A 14,576-nucleotide genomic window follows, 5' to 3' on the forward strand; every position below is an offset into this window, starting at 1 on the left:
TTCCGATGCCCAACTACACCTTCACGGTGAACGGGAAGACCGTCACCGTCGACGCGCCCGCGGATCTGCCCATGCTGTGGGCGCTGCGGGACAAACTCGGCGTCCGCGGCCCGAAGTACGGCTGCGGGATCAACGTCTGCAAGGCATGTACGAGTCACCTCGACGGCGAGGCGTTCAATCCGTGCGTGACGCCGGTGTCCGACTGCTCTGGCAAGGACGTCACCACCATCGAAGGTCTCGCCGACGGTGATGACCTGCATCCGGTGCAGGAGGCCTGGCTGGAACAGGACGTCGCGCAGTGCGGCTACTGTCAGCCGGGGCAGATCATGGCCGCGGTGGCGCTGCTGAAGAAGACGAAGAACCCGACCGACGCCGAGATCGACGCGATCCAGAACGTCTGCCGGTGCGGCACCTACTTCCGGATCCGCGAAGCCATCAAGAGCGCGGCCGCGAAGATGTGAAATCCCGCCGGTGCGGCGGAAATCCCGATTTTCCGCCGCACCGGCGGAGCCTTCCGGCTTCGACAGGCCCCCTCCGGGTAAGTCGTGTTAGATGACGTCCCCAGGGATTCGACGAGGAGTCCCTGCCCCCGGAGGACGTCCATGCACTACCGAACTGTGCTCCGCGAAGGCTCGGCCGCCGTCGTCGCCGAATTGGCCTTCGAGGTCGAAAAACAGCTGCCCGAGCTGATCGAGAGCACCGTCGCGCAGATCCGCGCCGAGATGCCGGTGTACCGCGACGCGCAGTTCGTCACCCTCGCCGAACTGCGGACGTCGGTGCGGAACAACCTCGAGTTCGTCATGCGGACCCTGCGCGGCACCGAGGAACCCGACCTCACGCAGGCGCGGGCGACCGGGCGCGCACGGGCGTTGCAGGGCGCGCCGCTGCCGGAACTGCTTCGGGCCTATCGGATCGGGCTCACCGAGGTGTGGAACCGGTTCGTCGAACTGACCGCTTCGGGCGAGCATCAGGACCTCCGCGGACTCGTCGCCGCGACGTCGGCGATCTGGGCACTCATCGACGACTACGCCGAGGCGCTGACGACGACGTACCGCGACACCACCGCCGAAGTCATGCTGGCGCACCAAAGCAGACGCTCCGCGTTGGTCGAGGCGTTGTTCGCCGGCGGCGCGGCCACCGAGGGCACGCTGTGGGACATCGCGCGGGTGCTGGAACTCTCGCTCGACGGGACCTATGTGGTCGTCGCGGCGGAGACCCCGCGCGTCGGGCACGAACCGTTGCCCCAGATCGAAAACCGGCTCCGCGACCGGCATCACGCGTCCGCCTGGCGGCTCACGCCGGACCTGCAGGTCGGGGTCGTGTCGATGCGGGATCCGTCGGCTTCGCAGCTGATCGTCGAGTTGCTGCGGGAGAACCAGATCGGCCGGATCGGGGTCAGCCCGGTGTTCACCGGCCTCGGGAACACCTCCCGCGCGCTGCACCTCGCCAGGGTCGCGCTCTCCAGCATGCTGCCGGGCACGACGGGAATGGTGCAGTTCAACGAATCCCCGCTCGCCGGTCTCGTCGCCAGCGCGCCGGAGGCGTCGGTCCAGCTCGCGCATCACGTACTGCGGCCGATCCTCGACCTGCCCGGTGACGACCGGAACGTGCTGCTGCTGACGTTGCGGGCGTGGTTCGAATGCCAGGGCTCCACGAAACTGACGTCGGAGCGGATGTTCTGTCACCCCAACACGATCCGGCACCGGCTGAAGCGGATTTCCGAGGAACTGGGCCGTTCGCTGACCGACCCGGCCGACATCGCCGAGCTCGGCGCCGCCCTGCGCGCGCTCCACATGTTCCCGGACACCTCTCATCTGCCCTCGCCGAGGGATCCGCTGCGCTAGGTTTCCCGCATGAACGAATTCGCCATCGGCGGAGATCTGCCCGTGCACCGCCTCGGTTTCGGCGCCATGCGCCTGCCGACCGAAGCGGGCCCCGCACGCGAGGACGCGATCGCGGTCGCCCGGCGGGCGGTCGAACTGGGCATCACGCTGATCGACACCGCGCATCTGTACGGCTGGGGAGCCAACGAGGAACTGCTCGCGGAAGCGCTGTATCCATACCCGGACGGCCTGGTGGTCACCACGAAGGCCGGCGTTTTGCGGAGCGGGGACGACTGGAAGTACGACGCACGGCCTGAATCGCTGCGGGTGCAGGTCGACGAAGGGCTGCGACGGCTGCGCGTCGAACGGATCGAGCTGCTGCAACTGCACCGTCTCGATCCTGAGACGCCGCTGGCCGATCAGCTCGGCGCGCTGCGGGACCTGCGTGACGAGGGCAAGATCGGCCGGATCGGGCTCTCCGAGGTCACCGTGGACGAACTCGCGCGGGCACGGGAGATCGTGGACATCGCGAGCGTGCAGAACCGCTACAGCCTCTTGGACCGCGAGTACGAAGCGGTGCTGGACGCGTGCGAGGCGGCCGGGATCGCTTTCCTGCCTTGGCGTCCGGTGCTCGGCGCCGCGACTTCCGCCACCGCCGCGATCGAGGCCGTCGCTTCGGAACTGGGCGTGACCACGGCGCAGGTCGGGCTCGCGTGGCTGCTCGCGCGGTCGCCGGTGATGGTGCCGATCCCGGGGACGGCGAACATCGCGCACCTGGAGGAGAACTTCGCCGCGGGGGACGTGAAGCTGACCGACGAGCACCTGATGCGGCTGGGGACCTGAGCCGCGCCATGGTGACCACGCCCAGCGGTCGGCCGACGGCCAGTACAGGGGCGGTGGCCCGCCAGCCGACGGCGTCGCCTCGACGCGAAGCACTTCAGGCGGTCGGCCAGGTGAGCGTGGTGGTCGACGTGGGTATCTTGCTCGGATCGGAGCCGGCCAGCAGGATGTGGACGTCCGATTCGGCGGAGCCCGCCGGTTGTCGATAGCAGGCGTAGATCACGGTGTGGACCGTCGCGCCGGAGGGCGCGTTCTCGCGCGCCCAGCGCAGTGCGTCGTGGACGTCGCATTCGGTGAGTTCGTATTCGACGGCGTTCCACGTGTCATGCCCGGTGTCGTCGGCGATGACGCGCCAGAATTCGACCAGGTAGCTGGGTGCGTCGGTGCTGACGACATTCCCGGAGCCCGTGTATCCGTCGGCCACCTTCATTGCGTGAGGATGTCATACCCCGCACGGAAGAGTTGCCGTCGGGCTGTCCACGACCGCGGCTTGGGGGATGCCGCGCCAGACCGCGTTCACTGAGGCCCTGCCGAACCAGACCGTGTTCCCGATGCCGTCGCAGTTGTATCCGATCTGCTTGTTTTCGACGGAGACCTGGCCGGCGTTGGTCGAGGTCGGAGCCTCACCGTGCGCGGTTGTCGTCCCGCCGATCACGGCGTACATCTGGCCGGTCAGGGAGATGGTGTCCATGATCTCGTCGCAGGTTATCTTCGGCTTGAAGCCGACGACTTTCTTGGCTCCTGAAGTGCGTAGGTAGGTGTTTCCGGTTTTGAGCTCGCAGTGCGGCGCGGGGATCGCGTTGCCGATGAGACTCGTGAAGGTGATGCCGTGAGTGGCTTCTGTAGTGGTAGCGGCAGCTCCCGGTGTGAGAAGGAGCGGGGCGAGAGCGAAAACCGCGAGAATCATCGAGTGCGTTCGATTGATCACGTAGTCCGACGTTACTGGGTGGATGGAGCCTGGCGAAGGTATTCCGGTGCAGATCGCGCGATAGCGTGACAACGACTTAACGACTTGCGAAATGTGTTCCGCAATATCGAAGATCGCCATATCGAGCCGATGATCACCCGAACGTGTGGCTGGCCTTGACGGCCTCCACGAGCACCCGCCGCGAGTGCGCGACGAACTTCCCGTCGGTCTCGATCATCCGATGGAGTTCCGCGAGCTTGTCGCGGTACTTCGCCACCTCGAAGCCCGGCACGATCCAGATCACCTTCCGCAGGAAGTGCACCACCGCGGCGAGGTCGAAGAACTCCATCCGCAGTTTCGCCGGTTCGAGCCGCTCCACCCGCAGCCCGACGGCCTCCGCCTCGATGCGCAGCACGTCGGGTGTCCAGCCGCCGTAGTCCTGCGGGCCGAGGAAGAACTCCTTCAGTTCGCGGACGGTCCCGGCGCCGATCTGTTGCGACAGGAAGATCCCGTCCGGACGCAGGACGCGCGCGATCTCCCGCCACGGGTTCGCGATCGGATGGCGGCTGCTCACCACGTCGAAGGAGTCGTCGGGGAAGGGCAACGGCGCGTCGTACTCGGCCTCGACCACTTCGCCGCCCAAGGGCGCGAGGGTCTTCCTGGCGACCTCGACGTTCGGCGGCCAGCCTTCGGTCGCGGCCAGGACCGGCGGCGGTTTCGGGATGCCCGCGAGCACCTCGCCGCCGCCGGTCTGCAGGTCGAGTCCGGCGGATGCCGCCGCCATCCGCTCACCGAGCAGCCGCGAGTATCCCCACGGCGGCCGTTCCTCCGTGGCCCGGCCTTCGAACCACGAGAAGTCCCAGCCTTCGACCGGGACGGCCTCTGCCTCGGCGAGCAGCTCTTCGAAAGTCATGTCCGCAGTTTCGGCTCCCCGGCCGGATGGGGCAACGCGATTTCGGGTGTCATCCGGCGTCGGTCGAGCGCTTCCAGAGGTTGATGTCGGCTTCGGTGGCGTAGCGGTCGATCTCGGCCAGCTCTTCGTTGGTGAAGTGCAGGTTCTTCAGCGCGCCGACGTTGTCCTCCAGCTGGGCGACGCTGCTCGCGCCGATCAGCACCGACGTCATCCGCGGGTCACGCAGGCCCCACGCGAGCGCGAGCTGCGCCAGCGTCTGCCCGCGCCGCTCGGCGATCTCGTTCAGCGCCCGGATCTTGCCGACGGTGTTCTCGGTGATCGTCTCCGGGTTGAGCGACTTCCCTTGCGCCGCACGGGAATTCTCGGGAACGCCGTCGAGGTAGCGGCTGGTAAGCAGTCCCTGCGCCAGCGGCGAGAAGGCGATGCAGCCCGCGCCTTCGGCTTCGAGCGTGTCGAGCAGTTTGTCACCTTCGAGCCACCGGTTGAACATCGAGTACGACGGCTGGTGGATCAGCAGTGGAGTGCCCAGCTCTCGCAGGAGCCGCGCGGCTTCGGCGGTCTTCTCCGACGAGTACGACGAGATACCGACGTACAGCGCGCGCCCGGAGCGGACGGCGGTGTCGAGCGCTCCGACGGTCTCTTCGAGCGGGGTCTCGGGGTCGAAGCGGTGCGAGTAGAAGATGTCGACGTAGTCCAGCCCCATCCGGCCGAGCGACTGGTCCAAAGAGGACAGCAGGTACTTGCGCGAGCCCCATTCGCCGTACGGGCCCGGCCACATGTCGTAGCCCGCTTTGGTCGAGATGACCAGTTCGTCGCGGTACGGCTTGAAGTCCGACGCCAGCAGCCTGCCGAAGTTCTCCTCGGCCGAACCGTAGGGCGGGCCGTAGTTGTTGGCGAGATCGAAATGGGTGATGCCCAGGTCGAACGCGCGCCGCGCGATGTCCCGTTGCGCGCCCAGCGGCTTGTCGTCGCCGAAGTTGTGCCACAGGCCCAGCGAGATCGCGGGCAACTTCAGGCCGCTGCGCCCGGTGCGGCGGTAGGGGATGCTCTCGTATCGGCCCTCGGCCGCGGCATAGGTGCTCACCGGCCCGATGCTAGCCCGCCGAGGCCTGTGTGAAGAGGGTGGCGACGGCGCCCAGGTGATCTTTGAACGCCGAAGGGCTCTCGACCTCGAAGGGCGCCCCGATGGCGGCGAGGATCAGAACGGGCCAGTCGAAGGTGTCGACGTTCATCGTCAGACGGCAAGACGTCTCGTCGATCGCTTCGAGCGTGCCACCGATGTAGCGCACGGCCGCCTCGACCTGTGCCTTCGGCGCCTCGACCCGGACCACCAGTTCGTACGTGGTCGGCCTGGCCTTGATCTGGGCCTCGACGAACTTGACCGCGTCCCCGCCGGGGATCTCTCGTGGCCGGTAGCGGGCGCCGGTGGTGCGCGGCTCACTGAGCCGGTCGACACGGAAAGTGCGCCAATCCACCCGGTCGAGGTCCCACGCCACCAGGTACCAGCGCCGTCCGAGTGAGACGAGCCGGTGCGGCTCGACCAGCCGCGCGGACTCCTCGCCGCCGCGCGCCGCGTAGTCGAACTTCAGCCGCTCGTCGTCCCGGCAGGCCTGCGCGATCACCGTCAGGCTGGCCGCGTTGACCCGGGGACCCGTGACGGCCGCCGGCGTCGTGTACGCCTGGAGTGCGTCGACACGTCTGCGCAGCCGGGGCGGCATCACCTGGACGACCTTCGTCAGCGCCCGGACCGAGGTCTCCTCGATGCCCTCCACCGAACCGCCCGCCGCCGTCCGCAGGCCGACCGCGATCGCCACGGCCTCTTCGTCGTCCAGCAGCAGCGGCGGCATGACCGTGCCCGACCGCAGCTGGTAGCCGCCCGCGACGCCGCGGCTCGCGTTCACCGGATAGCCCAGCTCGCGCAGCCGTTCGACGTCACGCCGCAGCGTCCGCTCGCTCACCTCGAGCTTGTCGCTCAATTCGATCCCCGACCAGAAGCGGTGTGTCTGCAGCAGCGACAGCAGCCTCAGCATCCGCGCACTCGTATTCGCCATGAATCCAGGTTCGCTCCGATTCCGGTCAGAAAGTGGCCGGAATTGACTTTAGCGTTGTTCCCATGACGATGACACTGGACACCGCGAGCGGTGTGACCACGGAAAACGTGGAGAAGTCCTACCGCTGGCGCTGGCCCGCGCTGTTCGTGATCCTGACCGGTTCGGTGATGGAACTGCTCGACATGACGGTCACGAGCATCGCCGGTCCGGTCATGCGGGCCTCGCTCGGCGGCGGCACGGCGATGATCCAGTGGCTCGGCGTCGCGTACACCCTCGCGATGGTGTCCGGGCTGCTCACCGGCGGACGGCTCGGCGACATCTTCGGCCGCAAGCGCATGTTCCTGATCGGCGCGGCCGGCTTCGTCGTCGGCTCGCTGTTCTGCGCGATCGCGGTGAGCCCCGAGATGATCATCACCGCCAGGGTGGTGCAGGGCCTGTTCGGCGCCGCGATGATCCCGCAGGGCCTCGGCATGATGAAGGAGATGTTCACCGGAAAGGAGCTTCAGTCCGCGTTCGGCATGTTCGGCCCGGTGATGGGGCTCGCCGCGGTCGGCGGCCCGATCCTCGCCGGCTGGCTGGTCGACGCCGATCTCTTCGGCACCGGCTGGCGGATGATCTTCCTGATCAACCTCCCGATCGGCGCGCTCGCCGTGCTGGCCGCGGTGAAGTTCCTGCCTGCCAACCGGCCCGGCGGTTCGCTCACCCTCGACATCCCCGGCGCGCTGCTCGCCACGACCGGTGCGCTGCTGATCGTTTTCCCGCTGGTGCAGGGCCGCGAGTACGGATGGCCGCTGTGGACGTTCGCGATGATGGCCGCCGCGGTCGTGGTGTTCGGCGTCTTCGCCTGGTTCGAGAAGCGCAAGAGCGGTCGCGGTGGTGACCCGCTGGTCGAACCCAGCCTGTTCCGCAAGCGCAGCTTCCTCGCCGGGATGGCGACCGGGACGATCTACTTCGCGGCGTTCTCCGGCTTCGGTCTCGTCTTCACGCTGTACCTGCAGCTCGGGCTCGGTTTCTCGCCGCTCAAGGCCGGGCTGACCGGGGTGCCGATGTCGCTGGGGATGATCGTCGGGATGGGCCTGGTGCAGGTGGTGCGCAAGCACGGCCGCAAGGTGCTGCACACCGGTGCGTTGATCATGACCGCGGGCGTGGTCGCGCTGCTGCTGCTCCTCGGCCCGGAAACCGGTCCGTGGCTGATCGCCCCCGCGTTGCTGGTGGTCGGGATCGGCTCCGGGCTGATCATGGGGCCGTACTTCGAGATCGCGCTGTCCGGAGTGGAACCGTCGGAGGCCGGATCGGCGTCGGGCGCGCTGACCTCGCTCCAGCAGGTCGGCGGCGCGCTGGGGATGGCGCTGCTGGGCACGGTGTTCTTCGACGCCGGGACCGCAGACCCGACCGACGCCGCCCAGCGGACGTTCTGGGTGGTCGCGGTGATGGTGATGCTCACGTTCGCGGTCGGGTTCCTGCTGCCCAAGCGGATCCGCGACGTAGAGTCGGCCGGGTAGGCGATCGAGCTGGGAGGCCGCGTGGCTGGGACCGGGTACTTCACATCCGTCGAAGACGTGACGGCGAAGCTCGCCGACACCGGCTACCTGGCCTCCGCGGCCGTCGCCACCACGGTGTTCCTCGCGGACGCCCTCGGCAAGCCGTTGCTGATCGAGGGCCCCGCGGGCGTCGGCAAGACCGAACTGGCGAAGGCGGTCGCGCAGGCGAGCGGCTCCCGGCTCGTGCGGTTGCAGTGCTACGAAGGCGTCGACGAGTCGCGTGCGCTCTACGAGTGGAACCACGCGAAGCAGCTTCTCCGGATCACCGCCGGCAAGGACGAGACGTGGGACGAAGCCCGCAACGACATCTTCGGTGAAGAGTTCCTGCTGGCCAGGCCGCTGCTGACGGCGATCAAGGGCGACGAGCCGACCGTCCTGCTCATCGACGAGACCGACAAGGCCGACGTCGAGATCGAGGGGCTGCTGCTGGAGGTGCTCGGCGACTTCCAGATCACCGTCCCGGAACTCGGCACGATCGTCGCCGGGCGCCGGCCGTTCGTAGTGCTGACGTCCAACGCGACGCGCGAACTTTCCGAGGCGCTTCGGCGGCGCTGTCTGTTCCTGCACATCGATTTCCCCGACGCGGCACTGGAACAGCGCATCGTGCGGCTCAAGGTGCCTGGCGTCGACGACGCGCTCGCCGCGTCCTTGGTCAAGGTGATCACCGCGCTGCGGGCGATGGAACTGCGGAAGGCGCCGTCGGTCGCGGAGACCATCGACTGGGCCCGCACCCTGCTGGCGCTCGGCGCGGACAGCCTCGGCGAGGACGTCGTCCGCGCGAGTCTCGGCGTGATCCTCAAACACCAGGAAGACGTCGTGAAGGCGGACGCGCGGCTGGAACTCGGCAAGGTCCTCGACTCGTGAGCGGCGTGCCGGGAAGGCTCGTCGAGTTCGTGGAAGCGTTGCGGGAGCACGGAATTCCCGCCGGTCCCAGTGAGACGGTCGACGCCGCCGCGGCACTCGAAGTGCTGGGCCTGGCTTCCCGCGAGCAGATGCGGGAAGGGCTCGCGGCGGCGCTCGTCCGGCGCGGCGGCCAGCGCGCGGTGTTCGACGCGACGTTCGACATCTACTTCCCGCTCGGCGTCGGCGCGCCCTCGCAGGACCCGGTCGAAGACCTGGCCGCGCTGCGGGACCGGCTCGCCGCCGCGCTCGCCGCCGACGACCAGACGGAACTGACGCAACTCGCCGGGCTCGCCGTCGACATGCTGGGGGAGTACGGCGGCACGGCGGGCACCGGCGGCTGGTCGGCGCACCAGACCCTGGAACGGCTCCAGCCGCAGACCCTCGTGGTCCGCGTGCTCGAAGCGATCCGTGCGGGAGCCCTAAACGACTTCACTGACCGACTGGACCGGGACGACGTCCGTCGGCGGGTCGAGGGCTTCCGTGGAATGGTGCGGACCGAAGCACGCCGCAGGGTGGCGGAAGTCCGTGGCAGGGAACGGGTTTCGCGGCACGCCGTCCCGCCCGCGGCCGACCGCGTCGACTTCCTGCTCGCCAGCCGCGCGCAACTCGCCGAGCTCCGCCGTGTCGTCCAGCCCCTGTCCCGCAAGCTCGCCACCCGGCTGGCCGCCCGGCGACGGCGGCGCGCGCGCGGGCAGATCGACCTGCGCCGGACGCTGCGGCGTTCGCTGTCCACCGGCGGCGTCCCGATGCGGCCGTCGTACCGGCGGCACCGGCCAGGGAGGCCGGAAATCGTGCTGCTGTGCGACATGTCGGGCTCGGTGGCCGGTTTCGCGAACTTCACCATGCTGCTGGTGCAGGCCTTGCGCGACCAGTTCAGCAAGGTGCGGGTGTTCGCGTTCATCGACGCGTGCGACGAGATCACCCACCTCGTCGACACCGGCGCCGCCGATCCGGAGGACCTCGGCGCGCGCATCCTCGCCGACGCGGAACTGACCCGCTGGGACGGGCACAGCGACTACGGGCACGCGCTCGGCGAGTTCGTCGAACGGTACTCGGATGCCGTGGGGCCCAAGACATCCATGCTCATCCTCGGGGACGCCAGGACCAACGGCGGTGACCCGAACCTGGCGGCGGTTCGCGGGATCGCCGCCGCCGCGAGGCATACGTACTGGCTCAATCCGGAGCGGACGGCGTTGTGGTCCACCGGGGACTCCGAGGCGCACGCGTACGCGGAGGTCGTCGAGATGCACGAATGCCGGAACGTGCACCAGTTGACGCGGCTGGTGACCAGGCTGCTGCCCGCTTAGGGCTTGAGCGCGGCCTTCCCGTAGGCGTCGGCGTTGCTGAACACTTCTTGCCCGTACGCCGTGGAGTTGTTGTAGATCAGCACCGAGGTCCACCAACCGGCGGGTTTGCCGAGGTCGCCGCCCCGCGCGCACAGGTACCGGGCGGTCGTCATCGCGGCGTCGTCGATGTTCTGCGGATCCGGCGCGACGCCGTCACCGCTCGCACGGACGCCGTACCGCTTCCAGGTGGCGGGCAGGAACTGCATCGGCCCGACCGCGCGATCCCATTTCGGGTCGCCGTCGAGGGCGCCCTTGTCGGTGTCGACGACCGCCAGCACGCCGGGGGAGCCGTCGAGCGGGATGCCGATGATCGGCGGCGTCACGACGCCGTCCTCGCCGGCGCGGGAGCCGTCGTGCCGGGCGTGCTGGGACTCGGTCCGGCCGATCCCGGCGATGGTCGCCCAAGTGATTCCGCAGCGTGGCGTGGTCGTCGCGGTCTTTTCGGCGGCGTTCACGTAGGCCCGCAGCGCACGCGAAGGAAGGTCCGTGTTCTCCGACACCTTCGCGATCCAGGCGTCCTTCGCGGGCTCCGCGGGCAGCGGTCCGGCGTCGCCGGGGATCGCCGAACGAGGGGCGGGTTTGAGGGCGGGGACGACGAATTCCGGTTTGACCGGCACCGGCTCGCGGTCGGTGAGGCTGACCACGACCCAGACGGCGCCTGCCACCAAGGCGCCCACGACCAGCAGCGCGAGCATCACGCAGCCGCGCGGGCCGCGCCTCTTGGGCGGTGGTTGCCACTGGTCCATGAGATCCAGTGCCGAAGGGGACGAAGCGGTCACCGGTTCCACGGTACGTGACTGTTGTGGAGAACTTGTGTGGCCCGCCCCCACCCGCGCATTTCGTCCTCTGGATGCGGTAGTTGAACGCGCACGGACCGCATTCAGAGGACGAAACACGCGAATCGGTTGACATCGGGCCCGAAGCCGAGTTAGGAAGGTTTCCTAACAAGGGCTCGCCGCGCCCCTGCTCCACGGAACGCAACGATGCTTCTGAAGGAGGCACAAAGTGGTACGCCCAAGATGGCGGGCGGCGCTGGTCACGGTGCTCGCGGCCGCCTCGGTCCCGATCTCCGCCCAGGCCGCTTCCGCGGCTCCCGTCCGCTACGAGTCCGAGAACGCGGCGGTCTCCCGTGGCGTGGTCGAATCCAATCACCAGGGCTTCACCGGATCCGGCTTCGTCAACTACGACAACGTCACCGGCAGCTACGTCGAGTACACCGTCAACGCGGCGCAGGCGGGACAGCACACGCTGACCTTCCGCTACGCCAACGGCACCACCGCCGACCGCCCGCTCGACATCACCGTCAACGGCGCCCTCGCCGTCGACGACCTCGGGTTCGCCGGCACCGGCGCGTGGACGACCTGGCGCACCGTCACCACCTCGGTGAATCTCGCGGCCGGCACCAACAGGATCCGCACGACCGCCGTCACGTCGAACGGCGGGCCCAACGCGGACTCGCTTTCGGTCGAGGGCAGCGGTGGTTCCAACGACACCGAAGCGCCGACGGCGCCGGGCTCGCCCACGACGTCGAACGTGACCTGCGGCAGCGCGACCCTCAGCTGGCAGGCGTCGGCGGACAACGTCGGGGTCGCCGGGTACCGCGTCCTCCGGAGCGGTCAAACCGTTGCCACGACGGCGAATTCGCCCGCGACGGTGACCGGTCTCGCCGCGTCGACGTCGTACTCGTTCACGGTGGTCGCCTACGACGCGGCGGGGAATACGTCCGCGCCGAGCAACGCCGTCTCCGTCACCACGCCCGCGTGCGGTACCGGGACACCGGTGTCGATCAACGGAAAGCTCCACGTCTGCGGCGTCAAACTGTGCAACCAGTACGGCAAGCCCATCCAGCTGCGAGGGATGAGCACGCACGGGATCCAGTGGTACAGCCAATGCGTGAAGACCGCTTCGCTGGACGCGCTGGCCAACGACTGGAAGGCCGACATCCTGCGTGTCGCCATGTACATCCAGGACGACGGCTACGAGAGCAACCCGCGCAAGTTCACCGACATGATGCACAACTACATCGAAGAAGCGACGAAACGCGGGATGTACGTCCTCGTCGACTGGCACCAGCTCGACCCCGGTGACCCGAACGCGAACACCCACCTCGCGAAGACGTTCTTCACCGAGATCGCCCAGCGGCACAAGGACAAGGTCAACATCATCTACGACGTCGCGAACGAGCCCAACGGGGTCAGCTGGGCGGACGTGAAGCGGTACGCCGAAGAGGTCATCCCGGTGATCCGGGCCCAGGACCCGGACAGCGTCGTCTTCCTCGGGACGCACGGATGGTCGACCTTCGGCATCTCCGACGGCCGCGACGAGAACGACATCCTGAACAACCCGGTCAACGCCACTAACATCATGTACACGTTCCACTTCTACGCGGCATCGCACCAGGACGAGCACTACGACGCGCTGGCGCGGACCGCGGACCGGATCCCGGTGTTCGTCACGGAATTCGGCACCCAGACCTACACGGGTGACGGCGGGAACGACTTCACGTACTCGCAGAAGTACCTTGATCTGCTGGCCGCCAAGAAGATCGGCTGGACGAACTGGAACTTCTCCGACGACTTCCGCTCCGGTGCCGTGTTCAAGACCGGAACCTGCGCCGGGAACTCCTTCACCGGCACTTCGATGCTGAAGCCCGCCGGTGTCTGGGTGCGGGACCGCATCCGCACGCCGGACGACTTCCCGACCGGCTGAGCCAGGACGCCTCGTGCCCGCTGTCCTCACCGGGCACGAGGCGTTCCCCGGCATGGCAGACTCCGCCGGATGAACGCGTGGCTCACCAGCCTCATCGCCGTGGCCGGGACCCTGCTCGGCTCGACGTCGACCTTCTTGTTCCAGCGGCTCAACACCGCTCGCACCGAGCGATTCACCCGGGAAGAACGACTCCGCCAGGACCGGACGGAAGCCTGTGCCGACTTCGCGGGCGCGATCACCGGGCTCCGCCGTGGTGCCGTCAGTCTCTGGCTTCTGCGTCGGCGTGCCGCCCCTGACGACGACGATCTGCGTGCTGCCTTCACCGAATCGGACGTTCTCGGTGCCGCGGCCGACCACGCCCGCTTCCGGGTGGCACTGCTCACCGGCGATCCGGAGCTGGTGGCGCTCGCCGATGTCGCCTTCGAACACTGTGCCGCGATCAGGGAAGCGGCCGACCATGCCGAACTGGCCGGTCACGAAGAGCGGTGCCAGCGGGCGCTCGATTCCTTCATCGACGCCGCGGGGGCACAGGTGCGCGGCGTCAGGCCAGCCAGGCGTCGATCTCTTGGTGGATCGAACGCTTGAGCTCGGCGGGCGCGAAGGACGCGTCGACGGACGCCCTGGAGAGTCCGGCGAGCGCGAGGTCGTCGTAGGCGAACGCCTCGCGAGTGCGCAGGAACTCGTCGGTCAGCGTCGTCCCCGTGATCGACGGGACGTCGGTGCTGAGCGTGACCACGAGCCCGGCGTCGACCAGCCGGGGGAGCGGGTGCTCCTCGAACGACGGCACGAGCCCAAGCGTCACGTTCGACGACGGGCAGACCTCCAGCGCGATACCGCGTTCCCGCACCTCGGCGACCAGTGCGACGTCCTCCAGGATCCGGATGCCGTGGCCGATCCGCTCGCTGTGGCCGACCTCGAGGGCCTCGCGGATGCTGGCCGGTCCGGCGTCCTCGCCCGCGTGGTGGATCAGGCGCAGCCCGGCCTCGCCTGCCTCGTCGCAGATCCCGGCGAACGGCGCCAGCGGATACTTCTCCTCCCCGGCGAGGCCGATCGCGAACACCCCGTCCGGGGCGTACCGGCGCGCCAGGTCGAGGGTGAGCCGGGCGCGTTCGACCGGCCGGCGGCGTGAGTGGTCCAGGAGCATCCGCCAGTGGAGACCGTATTCGGCCGCCCCTGCCGAGAGTCCTTTGAGGACGGACGCCAGCGGCATGTCCGGCTCGCCCAGTCGTTCGCCGTGCGAAGCCGCCGTGAAGGTGACTTCGGCGTAGCGGACCCCGTCCGCGACCTGGTCCTCGCAGAACTCGCGCGCCACCCGTTCGAAGTCCTCCGGTCTCCGCAGGCAGGACCGCAGCAGCCCGTTGTAGTCACCGAACGCGCGGAACCCGTCGAACACGGGTTGTTCCGCGGGTACGGCGACACCGTTCGCCTCACCGAGGTCACGGAGCGTGTCCGGCCGGATCGTGCTTTCGAGGTGGACGTGCAGATGGGCCTTGGGCAGCAGCGAAAGATCCCGCATGGGCCCGAACTTACTGGCCTCGGCCCG

At 68.5% G+C, this 14,576-nt stretch carries 15 protein-coding genes; 8 read left to right on the forward strand and 7 right to left on the reverse strand.

The features are described from left to right. Window positions 1-5: 5 nt before the first annotated feature. The 3 genes from DMH03_RS27870 (at window position 6) to DMH03_RS27880 (ending at window position 2,666) form a co-directional block, all read left to right on the forward strand. Window positions 6-461, forward strand: coding sequence for a (2Fe-2S)-binding protein (locus tag DMH03_RS27870; RefSeq protein ID WP_073848534.1), 456 nt, complete (start codon window positions 6-8; stop codon window positions 459-461). Window positions 462-602: 141 nt separating this feature from the next. Then, entirely contained in the window at window positions 603-1,844 is a 1,242-nt protein-coding gene (locus tag DMH03_RS27875; protein ID WP_125794962.1) for a CdaR family transcriptional regulator, read from the forward strand. Window positions 1,845-1,853: 9 nt separating this feature from the next. Further along, entirely contained in the window at window positions 1,854-2,666 is an 813-nt protein-coding gene (locus DMH03_RS27880) for an aldo/keto reductase (protein ID WP_125794963.1), read from the forward strand. Window positions 2,667-2,760: 94 nt separating this feature from the next. Here the strand turns inward: DMH03_RS27880 and DMH03_RS27885 are convergent, their stop codons facing one another. The 5 genes from DMH03_RS27885 to DMH03_RS27905 are packed head-to-tail and all read right to left on the reverse strand — an operon-like array spanning window position 2,761 to window position 6,534. Next, entirely contained in the window at window positions 2,761-3,093 is a 333-nt protein-coding gene (locus DMH03_RS27885; protein ID WP_125794964.1) for a hypothetical protein, read from the reverse strand. 12 nt (window positions 3,094-3,105) lie between these two features. Next, entirely contained in the window at window positions 3,106-3,711 is a 606-nt protein-coding gene (locus DMH03_RS27890; RefSeq protein WP_125794965.1) for a hypothetical protein, read from the reverse strand. A gap of 13 nt (window positions 3,712-3,724) precedes the next feature. Further along, window positions 3,725-4,483: a class I SAM-dependent methyltransferase gene (locus DMH03_RS27895; RefSeq protein WP_125794966.1), complete on the reverse strand. Its 759-nt coding sequence runs from the start codon at window positions 4,481-4,483 to the stop codon at window positions 3,725-3,727. 49 nt (window positions 4,484-4,532) lie between these two features. Then, window positions 4,533-5,567: an L-glyceraldehyde 3-phosphate reductase gene (gene mgrA / locus DMH03_RS27900; protein ID WP_125794967.1), complete on the reverse strand. Its 1,035-nt coding sequence runs from the start codon at window positions 5,565-5,567 to the stop codon at window positions 4,533-4,535. Between the two features lie 10 nt (window positions 5,568-5,577). Continuing rightward, complete coding sequence (locus tag DMH03_RS27905) at window positions 5,578-6,534, reverse strand: YafY family protein (RefSeq protein ID WP_233611677.1); 957 nt, start codon at window positions 6,532-6,534, stop codon at window positions 5,578-5,580. 62 nt (window positions 6,535-6,596) lie between these two features. On the opposite strand from DMH03_RS27905, the gene DMH03_RS27910 reads away from it, so the two are divergent. The 3 genes from DMH03_RS27910 to DMH03_RS27920 are packed head-to-tail and all read left to right on the forward strand — an operon-like array spanning window position 6,597 to window position 10,285. Next, window positions 6,597-8,036 (forward strand): MFS transporter, encoded by a 1,440-nt coding sequence (locus tag DMH03_RS27910; protein ID WP_125794968.1) that lies wholly within the window; start codon window positions 6,597-6,599, stop codon window positions 8,034-8,036. Window positions 8,037-8,057: 21 nt separating this feature from the next. After that, window positions 8,058-8,939 (forward strand): MoxR family ATPase, encoded by an 882-nt coding sequence (locus DMH03_RS27915; protein WP_125794969.1) that lies wholly within the window; start codon window positions 8,058-8,060, stop codon window positions 8,937-8,939. Next, window positions 8,936-10,285: a VWA domain-containing protein gene (locus DMH03_RS27920; protein ID WP_125794970.1), complete on the forward strand. Its 1,350-nt coding sequence runs from the start codon at window positions 8,936-8,938 to the stop codon at window positions 10,283-10,285. The genes DMH03_RS27915 and DMH03_RS27920 overlap by 4 nt, the downstream gene beginning before the upstream one ends. Here the strand turns inward: DMH03_RS27920 and DMH03_RS27925 are convergent. Then, a complete protein-coding gene (locus DMH03_RS27925) occupies window positions 10,282-11,103 on the reverse strand; it encodes a lytic murein transglycosylase (RefSeq protein WP_233611678.1) in 822 nt (273 codons plus the stop codon). The genes DMH03_RS27920 and DMH03_RS27925 overlap by 4 nt on opposite strands. Before the next feature lie 226 nt (window positions 11,104-11,329). Between DMH03_RS27925 and DMH03_RS42635 the strand changes: the two genes are divergently transcribed. Together DMH03_RS42635 and DMH03_RS27935 are read left to right on the forward strand one after the other, a co-directional pair. Then, window positions 11,330-13,033: a cellulase family glycosylhydrolase gene (locus DMH03_RS42635; protein ID WP_233611679.1), complete on the forward strand. Its 1,704-nt coding sequence runs from the start codon at window positions 11,330-11,332 to the stop codon at window positions 13,031-13,033. Window positions 13,034-13,102: 69 nt separating this feature from the next. After that, window positions 13,103-13,618 (forward strand): hypothetical protein, encoded by a 516-nt coding sequence (locus DMH03_RS27935; protein ID WP_125794972.1) that lies wholly within the window; start codon window positions 13,103-13,105, stop codon window positions 13,616-13,618. Here DMH03_RS27935 and add read toward each other — a convergent pair. Next, a complete protein-coding gene (gene add, locus DMH03_RS27940) occupies window positions 13,575-14,549 on the reverse strand; it encodes an adenosine deaminase (RefSeq protein ID WP_125794973.1) in 975 nt (324 codons plus the stop codon). The two genes, DMH03_RS27935 and add, sit on opposite strands and share 44 nt — an antisense overlap. Between the last annotated feature and the right edge of the window lie 27 nt (window positions 14,550-14,576).

Origin of the sequence: Amycolatopsis sp. WAC 01376 (genome assembly GCF_003947415.1) — a bacterium.
Taxonomy (GTDB): Bacteria; Actinomycetota; Actinomycetes; order Mycobacteriales; family Pseudonocardiaceae; genus Amycolatopsis.

Bases quoted from the DNA above. Each gene is read 5' to 3' on its own strand.
- DMH03_RS27870 (WP_073848534.1), top strand. From the start codon at position 6: ATGCCCAACTACACCTTCACGGTGAACGGGAAGACCGTCACCGTCGAC.
- DMH03_RS27875 (WP_125794962.1), top strand. From the start codon at position 603: ATGCACTACCGAACTGTGCTCCGCGAAGGCTCGGCCGCCGTCGTCGCC.
- DMH03_RS27885 (WP_125794964.1), bottom strand. From the start codon at position 3,093: ATGAAGGTGGCCGACGGATACACGGGCTCCGGGAATGTCGTCAGCACC.
- DMH03_RS27910 (WP_125794968.1), top strand. From the start codon at position 6,597: ATGACGATGACACTGGACACCGCGAGCGGTGTGACCACGGAAAACGTG.
- DMH03_RS27890 (WP_125794965.1), bottom strand. From the start codon at position 3,711: ATGGCGATCTTCGATATTGCGGAACACATTTCGCAAGTCGTTAAGTCG.
- DMH03_RS27935 (WP_125794972.1), top strand. From the start codon at position 13,103: ATGAACGCGTGGCTCACCAGCCTCATCGCCGTGGCCGGGACCCTGCTC.
- add (WP_125794973.1), bottom strand. From the start codon at position 14,549: ATGCGGGATCTTTCGCTGCTGCCCAAGGCCCATCTGCACGTCCACCTC.
- DMH03_RS27895 (WP_125794966.1), bottom strand. From the start codon at position 4,483: ATGACTTTCGAAGAGCTGCTCGCCGAGGCAGAGGCCGTCCCGGTCGAA.
- DMH03_RS27905 (WP_233611677.1), bottom strand. From the start codon at position 6,534: ATGGCGAATACGAGTGCGCGGATGCTGAGGCTGCTGTCGCTGCTGCAG.
- DMH03_RS27880 (WP_125794963.1), top strand. From the start codon at position 1,854: ATGAACGAATTCGCCATCGGCGGAGATCTGCCCGTGCACCGCCTCGGT.